Source organism: Urechidicola sp. KH5, from assembly GCF_054661455.1.
Map to the genome: position 1 here is coordinate 221,631 of NZ_BAAFSW010000001.1, position 15,262 is coordinate 236,892.

Annotated in this window: 15 protein-coding genes; 4 read left to right on the plus strand and 11 right to left on the minus strand. The window is 33.0% G+C overall.

The annotated features are described in order from the left end of the window. Window positions 1-12: 12 nt before the first annotated feature. Genes ACYQ5R_RS01060 through ACYQ5R_RS01070 form a run of 3 tightly spaced genes read right to left on the minus strand, consistent with a single transcriptional unit; the run spans window position 13 to window position 2,140 of the window. A complete protein-coding gene (locus ACYQ5R_RS01060) occupies window positions 13-984 on the minus strand; it encodes a DUF4097 family beta strand repeat-containing protein (RefSeq protein ID WP_460189051.1) in 972 nt (323 codons plus the stop codon). A 9-nt stretch (window positions 985-993) separates the two neighbouring features. Next, window positions 994-1,608: a HEAT repeat domain-containing protein gene (locus tag ACYQ5R_RS01065; RefSeq protein WP_460189052.1), complete on the minus strand. Its 615-nt coding sequence runs from the start codon at window positions 1,606-1,608 to the stop codon at window positions 994-996. Then, a complete protein-coding gene (locus ACYQ5R_RS01070; RefSeq protein ID WP_460189053.1) occupies window positions 1,586-2,140 on the minus strand; it encodes an RNA polymerase sigma factor in 555 nt (184 codons plus the stop codon). Before ACYQ5R_RS01070 ends, ACYQ5R_RS01065 begins: the two co-directional genes overlap by 23 nt. 183 nt (window positions 2,141-2,323) lie before the next feature. Here ACYQ5R_RS01070 and ACYQ5R_RS01075 point away from each other — a divergent pair, with 183 nt between their 5' ends. Both ACYQ5R_RS01075 and ACYQ5R_RS01080 read left to right on the plus strand, forming a co-directional pair. Next, the gene (locus ACYQ5R_RS01075; RefSeq protein ID WP_460189054.1) at window positions 2,324-2,854 is read left to right on the plus strand and encodes a hypothetical protein; all 531 of its coding nucleotides are present in this window, start codon (window positions 2,324-2,326) and stop codon (window positions 2,852-2,854) included. 101 nt (window positions 2,855-2,955) lie between these two features. After that, window positions 2,956-4,308 (plus strand): purple acid phosphatase family protein, encoded by a 1,353-nt coding sequence (locus tag ACYQ5R_RS01080; protein WP_460189055.1) that lies wholly within the window; start codon window positions 2,956-2,958, stop codon window positions 4,306-4,308. Window positions 4,309-4,316: 8 nt separating this feature from the next. Here ACYQ5R_RS01080 and ACYQ5R_RS01085 read toward each other — a convergent pair whose 3' ends face one another. The 8 genes from ACYQ5R_RS01085 to ACYQ5R_RS01120 are packed head-to-tail and all read right to left on the minus strand — an operon-like array spanning window position 4,317 to window position 12,022. Further along, window positions 4,317-5,408 carry an amidohydrolase family protein gene (locus ACYQ5R_RS01085; RefSeq protein WP_460189056.1) on the minus strand — a complete coding sequence of 364 codons (1,092 nt, stop codon included), beginning with the start codon at window positions 5,406-5,408 and terminating at the stop codon, window positions 4,317-4,319. Window positions 5,409-5,413: 5 nt separating this feature from the next. Beyond that, the gene (locus tag ACYQ5R_RS01090) at window positions 5,414-5,932 is read right to left on the minus strand and encodes a 3-hydroxyanthranilate 3,4-dioxygenase (protein ID WP_460189746.1); all 519 of its coding nucleotides are present in this window, start codon (window positions 5,930-5,932) and stop codon (window positions 5,414-5,416) included. A 24-nt stretch (window positions 5,933-5,956) separates the two neighbouring features. Further along, on the minus strand, window positions 5,957-6,739 hold the full coding sequence (locus tag ACYQ5R_RS01095) for an SDR family oxidoreductase (RefSeq protein ID WP_460189057.1): 783 nt from the start codon (window positions 6,737-6,739) through the stop codon (window positions 5,957-5,959). 3 nt (window positions 6,740-6,742) lie between these two features. Beyond that, a complete protein-coding gene (locus tag ACYQ5R_RS01100; RefSeq protein ID WP_460189058.1) occupies window positions 6,743-8,185 on the minus strand; it encodes an aldehyde dehydrogenase in 1,443 nt (480 codons plus the stop codon). Beyond that, window positions 8,182-8,586, minus strand: a complete 405-nt coding sequence (locus tag ACYQ5R_RS01105; protein ID WP_460189059.1) for a RidA family protein — start codon at window positions 8,584-8,586, stop codon at window positions 8,182-8,184. Before ACYQ5R_RS01105 ends, ACYQ5R_RS01100 begins: the two co-directional genes overlap by 4 nt. Further along, the gene (locus ACYQ5R_RS01110) at window positions 8,573-9,907 is read right to left on the minus strand and encodes an FAD-dependent oxidoreductase (RefSeq protein ID WP_460189060.1); all 1,335 of its coding nucleotides are present in this window, start codon (window positions 9,905-9,907) and stop codon (window positions 8,573-8,575) included. The genes ACYQ5R_RS01105 and ACYQ5R_RS01110 overlap by 14 nt, the downstream gene beginning before the upstream one ends. Before the next feature lie 5 nt (window positions 9,908-9,912). Beyond that, window positions 9,913-11,175 carry a kynureninase gene (gene kynU, locus ACYQ5R_RS01115; RefSeq protein WP_460189061.1) on the minus strand — a complete coding sequence of 421 codons (1,263 nt, stop codon included), beginning with the start codon at window positions 11,173-11,175 and terminating at the stop codon, window positions 9,913-9,915. A gap of 25 nt (window positions 11,176-11,200) precedes the next feature. Beyond that, window positions 11,201-12,022 carry a UbiA prenyltransferase family protein gene (locus ACYQ5R_RS01120; protein ID WP_460189062.1) on the minus strand — a complete coding sequence of 274 codons (822 nt, stop codon included), beginning with the start codon at window positions 12,020-12,022 and terminating at the stop codon, window positions 11,201-11,203. A gap of 185 nt (window positions 12,023-12,207) precedes the next feature. Here ACYQ5R_RS01120 and ACYQ5R_RS01125 point away from each other — a divergent pair, with 185 nt between their 5' ends. Then, a complete protein-coding gene (locus ACYQ5R_RS01125) occupies window positions 12,208-13,602 on the plus strand; it encodes a 7TM diverse intracellular signaling domain-containing protein (RefSeq protein WP_460189063.1) in 1,395 nt (464 codons plus the stop codon). 126 nt (window positions 13,603-13,728) lie between these two features. Next, window positions 13,729-14,583 (plus strand): T9SS type A sorting domain-containing protein, encoded by an 855-nt coding sequence (locus ACYQ5R_RS01130; protein ID WP_460189064.1) that lies wholly within the window; start codon window positions 13,729-13,731, stop codon window positions 14,581-14,583. Window positions 14,584-15,262: the final 679 nt, after the last annotated feature.

Consider the following 15,262-nt stretch of genomic DNA (forward strand, 5'->3'; position numbering starts at 1 on the left):
ACTTATAAAGAGCTATTGCTTTCTCAGATAAATTGTACCATAACTCGCATCTAACTTCATCTTTACCTTGCCTGATCCAAGTTTTAAATTCATTGCAGTTTTCTTGTGCCCTACTTCTCCTTCTTCTTTTTCAGAAAGTACCGCAAAATTTACATCACTATAAACAGATTTACCTACAACATCCATTGCTATAGAAGCATTTTCCGGTATTTGCATGTCAATAAACCCGTTATTGCTATAGATAGAATATATTTTTTTTGGCGATTTTTTATCAAATTCTACAGTTACATTACCCCCGATAGTATTAATAGTTACAGGACCTACAACATCTTTAAGCGTAAAATTATTTAGCGTTGAGCTTATTTCTACCTCACCCTCAAAATCAGTGATAGAAGATGGATTAGAATCATAAAAGAAAACTGATCGTGTTTTAGGAGCCTTTGCACTGGTTTGTTCAAAATCTTTAGAGCAACTACCAGTTGTCCAATTAATTTTTACACTATTCGGCACTTTTACTAAGTAACGTTCTCCTCCGTATAATGTAAACGCCCCTTCTGGAGTCACTTTATCTTTAAAAATCAACTCTCCTGCTTTTTCTTCTATTAGAAAGTAGATTCCCAAATCTTCATTTTCTTGATTTTTGCCAAGTTTTTTCAATCCTTTTTTACGTTCACCATCCCCAAAATAATACAAGACACTTCCGTTTTCTGACGATGTTGTTGCCAAACCTTTTTGAGATGGTGACGAAGCATTATCAGACTCTGTTCTTGCATAACCTCTTACGGCATATGTAAAATTCGCATCCTTTTTTTCGTGTAAACTTTTTATAATAACTTCAGTACCATTGTACCCTTGTATTTCAAAATTCTTGGCAGAACAAATACGAAGTTCTCCTTTACTAAATGCAATTCTTTTCTCTTGCGCTTTTACCGAAACAGTCAGACAAACTGCTAAAACCAGTGCGATATATTGTATAGTTTTCATCTTATTTTTTTACTTGTTTAAATTTGCCATTGCCAAATGAGCATTACTCTTAACAATGTCAAAAGATTCTTGATTATTAATTATTTCTCTAAGAGGTTCTTTTGCGCGCGTTTCTCTTAAAGCACTTAAACTGTTAATTAACTTTATCTGTACTAATGGTTGTTCTTCTACCTTAAGAGCTTGAACCAAACCATTTCTAATTTGTTCATTATTCGGAAACTTAAGCAATGCTTCAATCGTTGCTATTTTTACATTGGCATTGGTATCTTTTAATAAGGTTCCAATTAACACATCAATAATTTGAGCATCTTCTTTCAAAAAAGCATCGTCTATCTTATAAACTGCTTCTAATCTTGCTCCAGTTGATTTATCTGACAAGCTTGCCATTAACTGCTGCATCTCTTTATTATTAGAAAGGCTGCCTTCATTTAGAAAAAAAAGAGTGCCAACAATTAACAAGATGCTTGCTGCTATAGAAACTACCCTCCAATTGATTACCTTGCCCTTTTTAGGAGTATGCAATCGAGACTTCAATTTATTTTTGAATAAAGTGTCAGATTCCTTTGACACTGTCAAATCATCAAACTCTGATGCATTATATCTAATGTGCTTCTCTAAATTCATGATGATGTCTTTTTAATTTTAAAATCAATTGCTTTTTACCTCGGCTAAATTGATTTCTTACTGTACTTTCTTTTAATTTTAAAAAAGATGCTATTTCCTTCAAATTGTATCCCTCAATTAAATTTAAAACTAATACAATTCGGTACTTCTCTTTTAAATTGTAGATTCCCTCCTTTATCTGTTCTATGGTTGCAGACAAATCTTCTTCCTGCACGTCATCTTCTTCTTGTTGGATTGAATCATTCAATACTTCCGTCCATCCATCTCTTTTCTTTTTCCTAACGGCATCTAGAGATCTGTTGATAACAATTCTCTTTAACCAACCACCCAAACTAACCGACTCTTTCAACTGACCAATCTTTTCAAAAGCTACCAAAAAAGATTCTTGCATAATATCTTCGGCATCTTCTCGACTCTGAACAATTCTAAAACTAGTATTTAGCATCATACCCTTATAGTTTTCATATACTATAAGTTGTGCAGAATAACTGTTCTGCTTGCATTGCTCTATCAATTCTAATTCGTTTAACAAAATCTTGTTTGAGATAGTTTCTTATAGAACGGAAGTTATTAAAAAGTGTCGCATTTTTTTTAATTCGGTCTTGAAAAACATCATGCCACACCTAACAATCAACTATAAATAAACACATTAGTTAAAAATCTTAAGTTTTTTTTATAGTTTTAGTCAATCTAAACCAGATTAAATTAATTAAAAATGAAAAAGAATCTCCAACCCCGTAATTATTCACAATTACTCTTTTTATCATTTATTTTACTTATCACACAATGTATCTATGCCCAAAAACACCATAATCATGAAGATTCGGTTGACGTTACCGACTGGGTAAATGACAAAATAGAATTATTGAAAAAAGTAGAAATTGACACTGTAATTTATCAAGCTAAAAGCGTGCAATTTAAAGAAGAAGAAAAGATTCGCCAAAGGTATATTTTAAGGAAATCTGGAAGTATACAATTTGCATCTGGAGATTGGATTTACATTTATATACAATCTAAACATGATAATAAATCAATTGGAGACATTTCTTTGGCAATAGACAATAATGGAAAACTGTACTACAATAAAGGTCACGTTTGTGGTGATATAGGTTTTGAAGCTATTTCGGAAAATGGCTATACAACAAGCGAAGATTTCTTTTCATATTTTAACGATGTAATGGATGATATTCCATGGGAACGTATTACTTCTAAAACCCAATTCAACAATACTGAACATTCACATTAAGTTTGTTCATTATTATTATACTTAAACTTAATTGATGCCAGAAAGCTTTTTACTAGTTTTGAAAAGTCTTTTTTAAACTTTCAAACAATATACTTCACCAGATGGATACCTTCAAAAGTTATTTAATATTTACTATTGCTGTTGTTTTTTCAATTACTATAAGCAAAGCACAAAATGATCATTCGCATTCTCATTCACACCCTCATGGTATGCACCATTGGGAAATACCAAGTAAAGATCCAGATCGAATAATTCTTACATTCCACGGAGACCCAGCTTCAAATAGAGCTGTTACTTGGCGTACTGAAGTAAGCGTAACTGCTTCTGTTGCTCAAATTGCTGAAGCAACTGTAAATTCAAAATTTGTTAAAGACGCCAAAACTATTAATGCCAAAACAGAGGTTTTTGATTTAGGAACTTATAAAAGTAATGCACCACTAAAAGTGCATTATCATAGCGCAATTTTTACAGACCTAAAACCTGACAAAATGTATGTTTATCGTGTAGGAGATGGTAAAGACCATTGGTCTGAATGGATTCAATTTAAAACAGCCAAATCAGAATATGCTCCTACACAATTTGTTTACTTTGGAGACGCTCAAAATGAAGTACTCGATCATTGGTCTAGAGTCATAAGAATGGCCTATCAAACAGCGCCAAATGCATCTTTTGTGATTCATGCTGGAGATTTAATCAATCAAGCTCATAAAGATTATGAGTGGGCAGAATGGTACAAAGCTGGTGGATTTATACATAGCCAATGGACAGCAATACCTGTAGTTGGAAACCATGAGTTTAGACCTGTTACCAAAGGTGAGTCAAGAAAATTAGCCATACAATGGCGTCCGCAATTTACTTTACCTATTGAGCACGATTTACCAGAAGAATTGCATGAAACCGTTTACACTGTAGATTATCAAGATGTTCGCATTATTGTATTAAACTCAAATGACCAGTTAGAAATTCAAACAAAATATGTTGAAGAGCAATTAAAAAACAGTACAGCCAAATGGAATATTTTAACTTGCCACCACTCCGTATTTTCTCCTGCGAAAGGACGTAATTTTCAATTTGCACGCGATCATTGGAAACCCCTTTTAGATAAATACAACGTAGATTTAGTTTTGAATGGACACGACCATACATATTCGCGAGGACATGTACCAACTAGAAATGCCGACAATACGGAAGAGGGATTAAAAACCGTTTATATTACTTCAGTTAGTGGACCTAAACAATATAGTTTAGATTCAGAGCAAATGAAGGACTATGTAAAAGATGGATACCAGCTAGATAATGCTGCTGAACAAACCCAGTTTTATCAAGTTATAACTATTGAAAACAATGAGCTGACATATGTTGCTTATACCGCTTTAGGTGAAGAATATGATAGAGCTGTAATTCGTAAAGATTTTAACTCGGGTAAAAAAGAATTGATTCAAGAAAAAGAGTAGTATTACGATTATTTGACTCCTCTAATTTTATCGAGTAATTCTTGTTTACTAGCATCTTCTTCATATAACCAATTAAGGACATTGTCTTTCCAAATTTCAGCGTGCTGCTTTTCGGAAATAATATTTCTATCAAGTGTTAAGTCTAACAATTTACCTGGGTAAGAAGATTGCTCATCGCTTTCCATTTCACCTAATGGATAAGGATCGTCTAATCCCATTAATATTTGATCTGTACCTCCTTGTCTATCTACCATTAGTTTGAAAGAGTCTGTATCGTGAACCAAGGTGTCGAAATAAATATTTTTATGTCCCACCGCTTTTCTTGGATGTGTTTTACCTTCAAACAAATCAGGTCGACCATCAAACCCTTGAATTCTTCTACCCAAACTCATTTGTGCCAATTGACCACCATGAGCAAAGCATGTTCTAATATTTGGGTATTTTTCTTGGTAACCGTTTAAGGTATAAAAATGATACGCATCACCACACTGGGCTAACATCCAAATTAAATGAAAGCGCCAATTCTTGTCTTCAAGCTTAATCATTTTATTTCCGTCATATGGATGTATTTCGATAGCCAATTTGTATTTATCTGCCAATTCAAAAATTGGGTCATTTACCTCATCAAAAATCACTTTCCATGTACCAGTAGTATCCATATAATGTGTTGGCAAGCATAACACCTTTAAATTGAGCTCTTCTACACAGCGCTCTATTTCCCAACAAGCTCCGCGCACAAAAGCAGGTTGTACTACAAAACCACAGGTAAATTTACTGCCATGTTCCGCTTGAATTTGTGCATTAAAATCATTTTGAAAACGCAACGCTTCCTTCATCAAATCATACGTCAACGCATTTCCATACAACTGAGAAAGGTTCAAAACAACCGCATGATCTATGTTATTGCGTTCCATCCATTCAAGCTTTTCATCTAAAAAGAAACTTGAGTCTGTTACAGGTCTTTTCCAGCCTTTCTGTAACATAAAACGTCGCTCTTTATCTACCCAAAAAATTTCCTTTTCACGCATGAAAGAAGGAATTTGCTCAGGATATGGCAACAAATGTGAGTGACCATTTATTCTAATTTTTCTTTTTTCCATAATTGTTAATTAGGAGGCTGCATTACTGTTCCACAGGATGCACATGTTCGTTTCGATTCATCGCTGTAATAAGCATCAAAAATTACAGGCATATCGGTTTCAATATTATCTAAGGTAAATGGTTCTTCGTACAATTTATTATCGCAATTTTCGCAATACCACTGCAATCCATCTTTTACACCATATGGTCTCGGATATTCTATCACTAAACCTACAGTGTTTGCTTTACGCTGTGGTGAATGAGGCACTTTCGCTGGTAATAAAAATATTTCACCCTCTTTGATTTCAATATCCTTTTGAACGCCTTCATCAATTACTTTTAATACAATATCGCCTTCAACCTGATAAAAGAATTCAGGTGTTTCATTGTAATGATAATCTTTCCTACTATTAGGGCCACCAACGACCATCACAATAAATTCACCATTATCCCAAACCACTTTATTAGCAACAGGTGGTTTTAATAAATGACGATGTTCTTCTATCCATGCCTTAAAATTTATTGGAGAAACTAAGCCCATAATATATTGATTTGATTGCTTCTAAATTTACAAAGATTTTGTTCGACCACCATCAACAGGAATATTAATTCCGTTAATATAACTTGCGGCTTCACTTGCTAAAAACACAACAGCATTTGCAACTTCTTCAGGAGCGGCAAATCTTTTCATAGGTACACCACTCCTCATTATATCTGCAACTTGTTCAAAAGTTTTGCCGGTTTTACTAGCCTTGTTATTGATAATTTCTGCTAAGCGCTCAGTACTTGTAGCCCCTGGCAACACATTATTTACCGTAATATTAAACTGCCCCAACTCATTGGCTAAAGTCTTACTCCAATTACCAACAGCCCCTCTAATAGTGTTACTAACACCCAAACCATCTAAAGGTTGCTTAACTGACGTTGAGATTACATTAATGATTCTGCCATATTCTAATACCTTCATTTTTGGAACCAAGGCTTGTACCAAAACATGATTGCATTTTAAATGTTGCGTAAACGCCGCTTCAAATTCATGAATTTGTGCATTAAAAATTGGACCTCCAGGAGGGCCACCAGTATTATTAACTAAAATATGATATTGATTATCTTTTACATGCTTTTCAACAACTTGCTGCAAATTTTCTGGATTCTTAAAATCTACCACCAAATAATCATGATCTAATTCTTGATGAGATAGTTCTGCTAAAACTTTTTTCAGCTTTTCTTCATTTCTAGCAACAAGGGTAACTCGAACACCTTCTTCTGACAAACCAACAGCAGCAGCTTTACCAATACCTTGTGTGCTACCACAAACAAATGCTCGTTTATTATTTAAGTTTAATTTCATCTATTAAGAATACTTTATACATATATTTTTTTGTTCTGTAAAAAACCGAAGTGCTTCAAATCCTCCTTCTCTACCAACTCCAGAGTTTTTCATTCCACCAAATGGTGTGCGCAAATCACGTTGCATCCATGTGTTTACCCAAACAATTCCACTTTCAAGATTTGCGGTCATTCGCATCGTTCGATTTAAATCACTTGTCCAAAGCATAGAAGCTAATCCATAGTTTGAATCATTTGCCATTTGTAAAACCTCTTCTTCTGAATCAAAAGGCATAATACTCACAACTGGCCCAAAAACTTCTTCTTGATTAATGGTACAATTATTTGAATCTACCTCTAAAACAGTTGGCTCCATATAATATCCATTTTCAAAATATTCTACAACTATTCTACTCCCTCCCGTAAGTATCTTAGCACCTTCTTTTTGTGCAGTTTCAATGTATTGTAACACCTTTTCTAAATGTTGTTCAGAAACCAAAGCACCTAGATTGGAAGATTCTTCAGATGGATGACCGACATCTAATTTTTTAACTCTTTGAACAAAATCAGTCTTAAATAGCTCATAAATACTTGATTCTACAAAAATACGGCTACCACATAGACAAATTTGTCCTTGATTAGCAAAAGAAGATCGCAATGTGGTTGTCATCATTTCTTCATAATCGCAGTCTGCGAAAACAATATTTGGGTTTTTACCTCCTAATTCTAACGACAATTTCTTAAACATGGGAGCAGCAATCTTAGCAATGGCGCCTCCTGTTTTAGTTCCGCCAGTAAAAGAAATTGCCTTTACCTGAGGGTGTTCTACAATAGCCTCTCCCACTTCATGCCCGTACCCATGCACTATATTTAATACTCCTTTAGGCAATCCAGCCTCTTCACAAATTTCAGCTAAAAGAAAAGCTGTAAATGGTGTTACCTCACTAGGTTTCGAAATTACACAATTACCTGCTGCAATTGCAGGTGCAATTTTCCAAGTGAATAAATATAACGGTAGGTTCCATGGTGAAATACATCCAACCACTCCAATAGGTTTACGCAAAGTATAATTAATAGCCTTTAAACCTGAACTTTCATGAGACTCACTTGCAAATTGAGTTATGGCATGGGCGAAAAATCTAAAATTTGAAGCTGCACGTGGAATATCAACACTTCTAGCCAAACTAATTGGCTTGCCATTATCTTTACTTTCTGCTGCGGCCAACTCTTCTATTTTAGACTCAATTATTGATGCAATGTTCAATAAAATTTCAGCTCTTTTATTAACCGTTGTTTGAGACCAAGTTTTAAATGCTTCGGAAGCCGCATCATACGCCAACCTCACATCTTCTTTATTTGATCTTGCTATGGCACTATATATTGTTCCATCGGCTGGACAAATATTATCAATCCACTCATTACCTTGTGGTTCAAGAAAACCACCATTTATGTAATTTAAAATTTTCATAATGGTTTGTATGCAACTACTTTAATTTCTATTAACAAATCTGGATGTGGTAGTTGATGCACTGCCACTGTAGTTCTAGTTGGTCCATCCTCTTTATTAAAAAACGTACCATATACTTTATTATAACCAGCAAAATCATTCATATTCACCAAAAACGTAGTAACATCTACAACATCACTCAAATCAGCATCTACATTCTTTAGTAAATTATCTATATTCTGAAGTACAGCTTTGGTTTGTTTTTCTATGCTTAAAACCTTGGTATTCATTTCGTCTAAAACCTCAACTCCTGCAATAGAATTATCTGGTCTTCTTGAAGAGGTACCTGAAACATAGATAAAATCTCCCACCCTTTTAACGAGTGGATAAGCTCCTCTTGGTGTTACTTTATTCGTGCTCATAATTCTGAACTTTGGATAGAATTTCTTCGTTTGACATTGCATTGATCTGACCATTTCTAATAAGATCTAGCAATACTTTATCTTGATAATTGCCTTGTGCTTTAGCAACCGCATAAGGAATATCTTCTCTAAATGTTACCATAGAATATTTAGAATAATAGTTGTGAGATTTCTCTAACTCTAATTCTATAGCGCGTTTTCTCTTGAAATCAGGATTTGCAACATGATCTCGCATTTCATAAAAATTTTCTACAGCCAAATCTGCAATTGCATCCGCATCTTGTTTTCTTTCTTGTGCGTAGGCTGCAAAAATAGTTTCCCAATCACCATTGTACTTGTCTATAAATTTATCAAGTACTAAAACGTCTTCAAAAGATGCATTCATTCCTTGCCCGTAAAAAGGTACAATAGCATGGGCGGCATCTCCTATTAGCAACGTTGAACCATGAACCCATGAATTACTTTTTACTGTACCTAATAAGCCCACAGGGTTTTCTTTAAATTCTTCAATCAAATTTGGCATTAATTCTAAGGCATCTGGAAACTGCTCTTCAAAAAATTGCCGAATACGAATTTCGGAATTTAGATATTCAAAGCTATTGATTGCTCCTTTATTTTCAAGAAATAAGGTAACTGTAAAGCTCCCATCAAGATTAGGTAGCGCTATTAACATATATTGACCTCTTGGCCAAATATGAAGTGCATGCTGTTCGGTTCTAAACCCTCCATTTTCCGATGGTGGAATTCTAAGTTCCTTATATCCATGATCCAAAAATGAAACTGAAACTTCTTCTTTATCAATAATTGAATTGCGAACAACAGAACCAGCACCATCAGCTCCAATAACAATATCTGCATTCACAATTTCGACACCATCTTTGGTACTAAATGTGGCAACACTTGAAACTTGGTCATAAGAGCTACAAGGACTCTCAAATATCACCTCAACGTTGTCATATTTTTCTACTTCTGTTAACAGAACACCATTTAACTCACCTCTTGATATAGAGTTGATATATTCATCAGATCTACCACTATATGGCGCCATAAAAGAAGATTGTTCTAATGTATGAACCATTCTCCCATGCATAGGAATACATAAATGCATTACTTTGTCTAGTACACCTGCCATTTCAAGTGCTTTCATACCTCTATTAGAAAAAGCCAAATTAATAGATCTACCAGCACTAATAGAATGTTTTCTTAAATCTGGTCTCGACTCTCTCAATTGAATGTCATATCCTCTCTGAGCCAATCTTAAAGCCAATAAAGAACCGCAAAGTCCTGCACCAATTATGAGTATTTTCTCTGATTTATTCATACTTATTATAGGTTCCCAATTTCATCTCTTAATATTTCAACAAACTGATACACCTCTTCAAATGTATTATATAAAGGTGTTGGAGCTACGCGAATAACATCTGGTTCTCTCCAATCTGATATCACATTTCTTTTAGACAAGTTCTCATGTAATTTCTTATTTGCATTCTTGACCTGTATAGATAATTGGCAACCTCGCTCGCTCGGATTTTTTGGTGTTATTATTTTAATTACCTCTTCTCCAAGTTCGTTAACCAATTCTTCTAAGAAACCAGTTAATGCTATCGACTTTTCTCTAAGTCTCTCCATACCTACTTCAGTAAAAATATCTAACGATGCTTTAATAGCTGCCATAGATAATATTGGAGGATTGCTCAATTGCCATCCTTCTGCTCCAATAATTGGATCAAAGTCATGACGCATGTTAAATCGTGTTTCTTTATTATGTCCCCACCAACCAGCAAATCTCTTTAGATTTTTATCTTCAGCATGGTTTTCATGAACAAACAATCCCCCTAAACTTCCTGGGCCACTATTTAAATATTTATAGGTACACCAAACTGCAAAATCCACATTTGAAGTATGCAAATTTGGCTGAATATTACCAACACCATGTGCTAAATCAATACCTACCATAGCATTATGACGGTGACCAATATCTGCTATTTTTTCTAAATCGAAGAATTGACCTGTGTAATAATTTACACCACCAATCATTAACAAAGCTACCTCATCTTTATGAGTAATTAACAAGGCTTCTAAATCTTCTAAATGCAATAACTCCTCTCCTTCTCTCGGTTTCCAAACTAATAAATCTGAATTCGGGTCTCCTCCATGAAATTTAATTTGCGATGCAACCGCATACCTATCTGAAGGAAACGCATCATTCTCAATAATAATCTTCTTTCTCCTTCCAACAGGATTGTAAAATGAAACCATTGCCAAATGCAAATTGGTGGTTAAGGTATTCATAACAACTACCTCCGAAGATTTTGCTCCAACAACAGTTGCCATAGCGTCTGTCAAAAATTCGTGATAAGGCATCCAAGGTGTATTACCTTCAAAATGGCCTTCAACACCTAAATTGGCCCAATCCTTTAATTCTTGATTTAAGTAATCTGCTGTTGTTTTTGGTTGTAGTCCTAAAGAATTACCGCAGAAATACAACCAAGGTTTTCCAGATTGGTCTGTTGGAATATGAAATTTTTCGCGATATTTCTTGAGTGAATCATTGGCGTCAAATGAACGCGCTTTTTCGAGTAAATTCATAGTAGATTCTTGTACATCACCAAATTTACAGATTAAAAATCAATAAAAGAAGGTACCAAAAAATTGGAATCGTTTCTATAAAGAAGGCACTGTAATATTTAGATTGTTTAGTAGTTGCGAACAATAAAAAAATTAAAGACAAGGAGTTGATAATTAATAAACTAACCATGTTCACCAAAGAATTATTTAGAAAATACAATTCAATCAAAACAATTGCTAGCGCCAAAAAACAACCTATAATTTTTGTAACAAAAACTCCAAATTGTTGCGGTATTGTTTTCAGACCCCCTCCATCAGTATTTAGATCGCGCAAATCAAATGGTAATGTTATTAATATGACAAAAATTAGGCGTTGTAAGAAGTACCACCATATCTCAAGTGTTAATTCAGCTTGCCCCTGAACAAGAGGCAAAATTACTGTTACACCAGAAAACACAACGGCTATTGCGAATATTTTAATCCCGGGTATGTAACGCAATCCTTTTTTAAGCCAAGGAATTTTAACTCCATAAAAAATAGTGATAAATGCTAGCGGAGTTATATATAACAGCACTTTATAGTGCAACTTAAAAGAAAGGTAAGCAGCAATAAGCGCAGTTATAATTGTGATTGCCACTAACAGTTTTTTATGACGAGCATACCAAGGATAGATCCAAGAATCTTTAGTTGGTTGACTTGTAAATCTTATTAAATTATAACCAAATACAGTTGAAAAAAAAGAGAAAGTAGCAACTACATTATGAGTAAAACCGAAATTAGTTAGGGTTATCAAACAAAAACAATACACTCCTAATGCCACATGAATGTTACTAAACAAATAAAAATTAAAAAAGCGTTTTAAAAGCATAAATCAAATTTAACTAGTTAAAGGTAAATTAAACTAATACTATGTTCTAAATTTATATTTTTCAAACTCAAATTTTCTCAGCCTCCCAAAAAGTATTAAGTTGGCAATCATTAAGACACCTTAATATAATTTTAATACTATTCGCTCATAAAATGCGAAATTTGACCATAAAATGCTGTTTTTCTGTGATTGTTTGGCTTTTGTCTTGTCAATCAATAAAATGTCAAAATAAAATTTATACTCTTGAAGCTATTCAACTAGAAGCTTCTGCAGATATTGCTAAGGAAATATTAAATGCTTCTTTTAAGGAAATGCCAAAAAACAATCATTTTGGCACTAAAAGTGGTTCATATTGGTTAAAATTAAAAGTAAATAATACTTCTTCAGAATATGCTCAATATGTATTAAGGGTTCCAACGCATAACATCGGGTGGGTGCATTTATACACAAAAAAAGAATCTGTTCTTGAGCTTTTAGATAAAAGTAGGGCGTATAGTAATAATTTACCACACGTAAAGGGTAACCGTTTTCCAAGTTTTCTATTGGAAATAGATCCAAAAACTACTAATACATATTATCTCCAAACAACATTTGAAAAAGAGCCCAACTTTCCAATATCTATTGAACTTGAAAACGATTACTACGTGTCTCGAGAAAAAGAAAAAATTATTGAATCTCTTTACTATGGATTTTTATTCGCTGTAATTGTATTTAATTTATTTTTCTATGTTCGGTTTTCTGATAAGGTATATCTTTATTACACTTTATTTCTTCTTTCATACAACATTACTTCACTTACTTATGATGGCTACTTTAGAGGTATACCATATTTAAATATTGAAGCTTTTAATCACGTAGCAATGCAAATTACTATGCTACTTTTTTCTTATAAATTTCTAGATTTAAATACGCATTACCCACAGTTTAAAAAGTTTGCATATGTATGTATTGCATCTGTTAGTGCAGTTGCAATTCTATATATGGTTACCAAAAATCAATTCTTTTTTGGTATGATTGATTTTATTGATATGGTGTGTTTTACAGCAGTTTGGGTTTTAGCTATTAAACTCATTAGTAAAATTAGCTATGCTAAATTTTATGTTTTAGGTTATATGGTTTTATTAGTTTCTGCATTTTACCTAACCTTTTCTTATAATTACGGGTGGTTTCCTGTGAGTGCCGATGGATTAACATTAAAAATTGGGGGGGGCTTTGATATGCTAATTTTCACCTATGCAATTACCTACAGAATGGATATTATTTCTCAAAAACAACGTGATATCATCTTAGAATTAAAATCATATATCAAGAAATCTCAAATTGAAACACAAAAAAATACTCCTGATAGCAATCCACTCTACTTTTTATTAAAAGTGAATAAATTTAGCAACGATATTTTCACAATAAGAGAAATTGAAATTTTAGAGAGAATATTAGATGGTTACACAAATAATGACATAGCTCAGCAACTATTTATTTCTCCTAATACAGTAAAATATCATATTAAAAATATTTACAAGAAATTAGGAGTCCACAATAGAAAAGAAACAACAGAAAAACTAAAAAGTTATATGCATTAAGGGTATCAAACAACTTCTCTGCTTTATTATTCACAACATAACAAAGTAGGAAGCTCCAACCTAAAAACTTGATTTTGTGCATTTTAATTGTTATGTTTGTTTATAATCAACAAAAATGCTTTGAAAATGAAAACGCTAACCCTTTTTGTAATTGGCTTATGTTTTATTGCCACTTACAGCCAAACTATCTTTATCCCAGACAACAATTTTGAACAGTCACTTATTGATTTAGGTTATGATACAACTTTAGATGATTACGTATCTACTGCTTCAATTAGTTCTATCACTACTCTTTCCATAGCCTACAGAAATATAGACAATTTGGAAGGGTTAGAATATTTTACAAATTTGGAAGTTCTATTATGTCAAAACAACAATCTGACTGATTTAGATGTAACTCAAAATACAGCCTTAAGATATTTGGATTGTTCAGGAAACAATATATCTTCATTAGATGTTTCCCAAAATTTACTTTTAGAAGAATTATACTGTAGCAGTAATGATCTTGAAACCTTAAATGTTTCTTCAAATTCAAGTTTACACAGTTTATTTTTGATTAGCAATGATTTAGAATCTCTAAATCTACAAAACGGAAATAATCACAATATGAGCTTTACAATCGCGAACAATAACAACTTATTAGGTTGTGTAGATGTTGATGTTGATGGTGTCCCACCTTCCAATTCAATATTTGATGGAGGTATCGTTTTTAGTGATGACTGTGCAGCACTTCAATTAAGTGTTCAGGATTTTGAAATTAATCAAACCAAAATCTACCCTAATCCAACAAAAAGTTCATTCAAAATTCAAGTTGCTCCTAGTTTAGAATATAAATTATTAGAAATTCACAATCAATTAGGGAGAAAAATTGGAACAACTAAAGAATTGTTTTTTGATATGGATAATATTGCTTCAGGATTATACATTATTTCCATTCAAACGGATAAAGGTGTTTTTTCCAAAAAGTTGGTTAAAATTTAAAATCTGAATCCTTCAAAAAATCACCAAAATCAACTTATATCATAAACTAGTATGCAATGGGTAGGGAAAACTACCCACTAAAAAATTTTTATATAGATAATTAGTTATCATTTTTGTTATAAATTCAAAATTGTTAAATGCATATTTATAACTAACCAATGATTTCTTTTAACATTTCAAACTACTAAAAAAAATAATTTAATGGTCTTACTTAAAAGACTATGAATAGGGGGAGAAGGGACGACATTTATTTTTCGTCCTTTCTATTTATTTGTATGTAGGGTAAAGACACAAAAAAATATGTTTTACTATATGGGTAGGAAAAACCACCCTATTTAAAGTTGTAAATTATGAGATTGTTACCGTAATTTGTTAAAAAATTAATCAACGTTCTTATATAAATACTTTCAAAAGCATTAGAATCTATATCAACTAAAAAATCTCCTAGACTCTTTTGCTAAAAATACTATGACATATCGTTGCTTCATGCCGTAATGCTAATCCCCACAAGATATTTGAGCCAAACAATGGAATCTCAACGCGAGAATCAGTGACATTAATGTACATAATTATAGTTTGCAAAAACTATACTTAGGGGGGGTAAAAGAACGCCTTAAAAAGGCGTTCTTTTCATTTGTAATAAATTCATTTTTATTCTCAACTCATACTTTTTTATCCG

Bases quoted from the DNA above. Each gene is read 5' to 3' on its own strand.
- ACYQ5R_RS01060 (WP_460189051.1), bottom strand. From the start codon at position 984: ATGAAAACTATACAATATATCGCACTGGTTTTAGCAGTTTGTCTGACT.
- ACYQ5R_RS01065 (WP_460189052.1), bottom strand. From the start codon at position 1,608: ATGAATTTAGAGAAGCACATTAGATATAATGCATCAGAGTTTGATGAT.
- ACYQ5R_RS01075 (WP_460189054.1), top strand. From the start codon at position 2,324: ATGAAAAAGAATCTCCAACCCCGTAATTATTCACAATTACTCTTTTTA.
- ACYQ5R_RS01080 (WP_460189055.1), top strand. From the start codon at position 2,956: ATGGATACCTTCAAAAGTTATTTAATATTTACTATTGCTGTTGTTTTT.
- ACYQ5R_RS01085 (WP_460189056.1), bottom strand. From the start codon at position 5,408: ATGGAAAAAAGAAAAATTAGAATAAATGGTCACTCACATTTGTTGCCA.
- ACYQ5R_RS01095 (WP_460189057.1), bottom strand. From the start codon at position 6,739: ATGAAATTAAACTTAAATAATAAACGAGCATTTGTTTGTGGTAGCACA.
- ACYQ5R_RS01100 (WP_460189058.1), bottom strand. From the start codon at position 8,185: ATGAAAATTTTAAATTACATAAATGGTGGTTTTCTTGAACCACAAGGT.
- ACYQ5R_RS01105 (WP_460189059.1), bottom strand. From the start codon at position 8,586: ATGAGCACGAATAAAGTAACACCAAGAGGAGCTTATCCACTCGTTAAA.
- ACYQ5R_RS01110 (WP_460189060.1), bottom strand. From the start codon at position 9,907: ATGAATAAATCAGAGAAAATACTCATAATTGGTGCAGGACTTTGCGGT.
- kynU (WP_460189061.1), bottom strand. From the start codon at position 11,175: ATGAATTTACTCGAAAAAGCGCGTTCATTTGACGCCAATGATTCACTC.
- ACYQ5R_RS01120 (WP_460189062.1), bottom strand. From the start codon at position 12,022: ATGCTTTTAAAACGCTTTTTTAATTTTTATTTGTTTAGTAACATTCAT.
- ACYQ5R_RS01130 (WP_460189064.1), top strand. From the start codon at position 13,729: ATGAAAACGCTAACCCTTTTTGTAATTGGCTTATGTTTTATTGCCACT.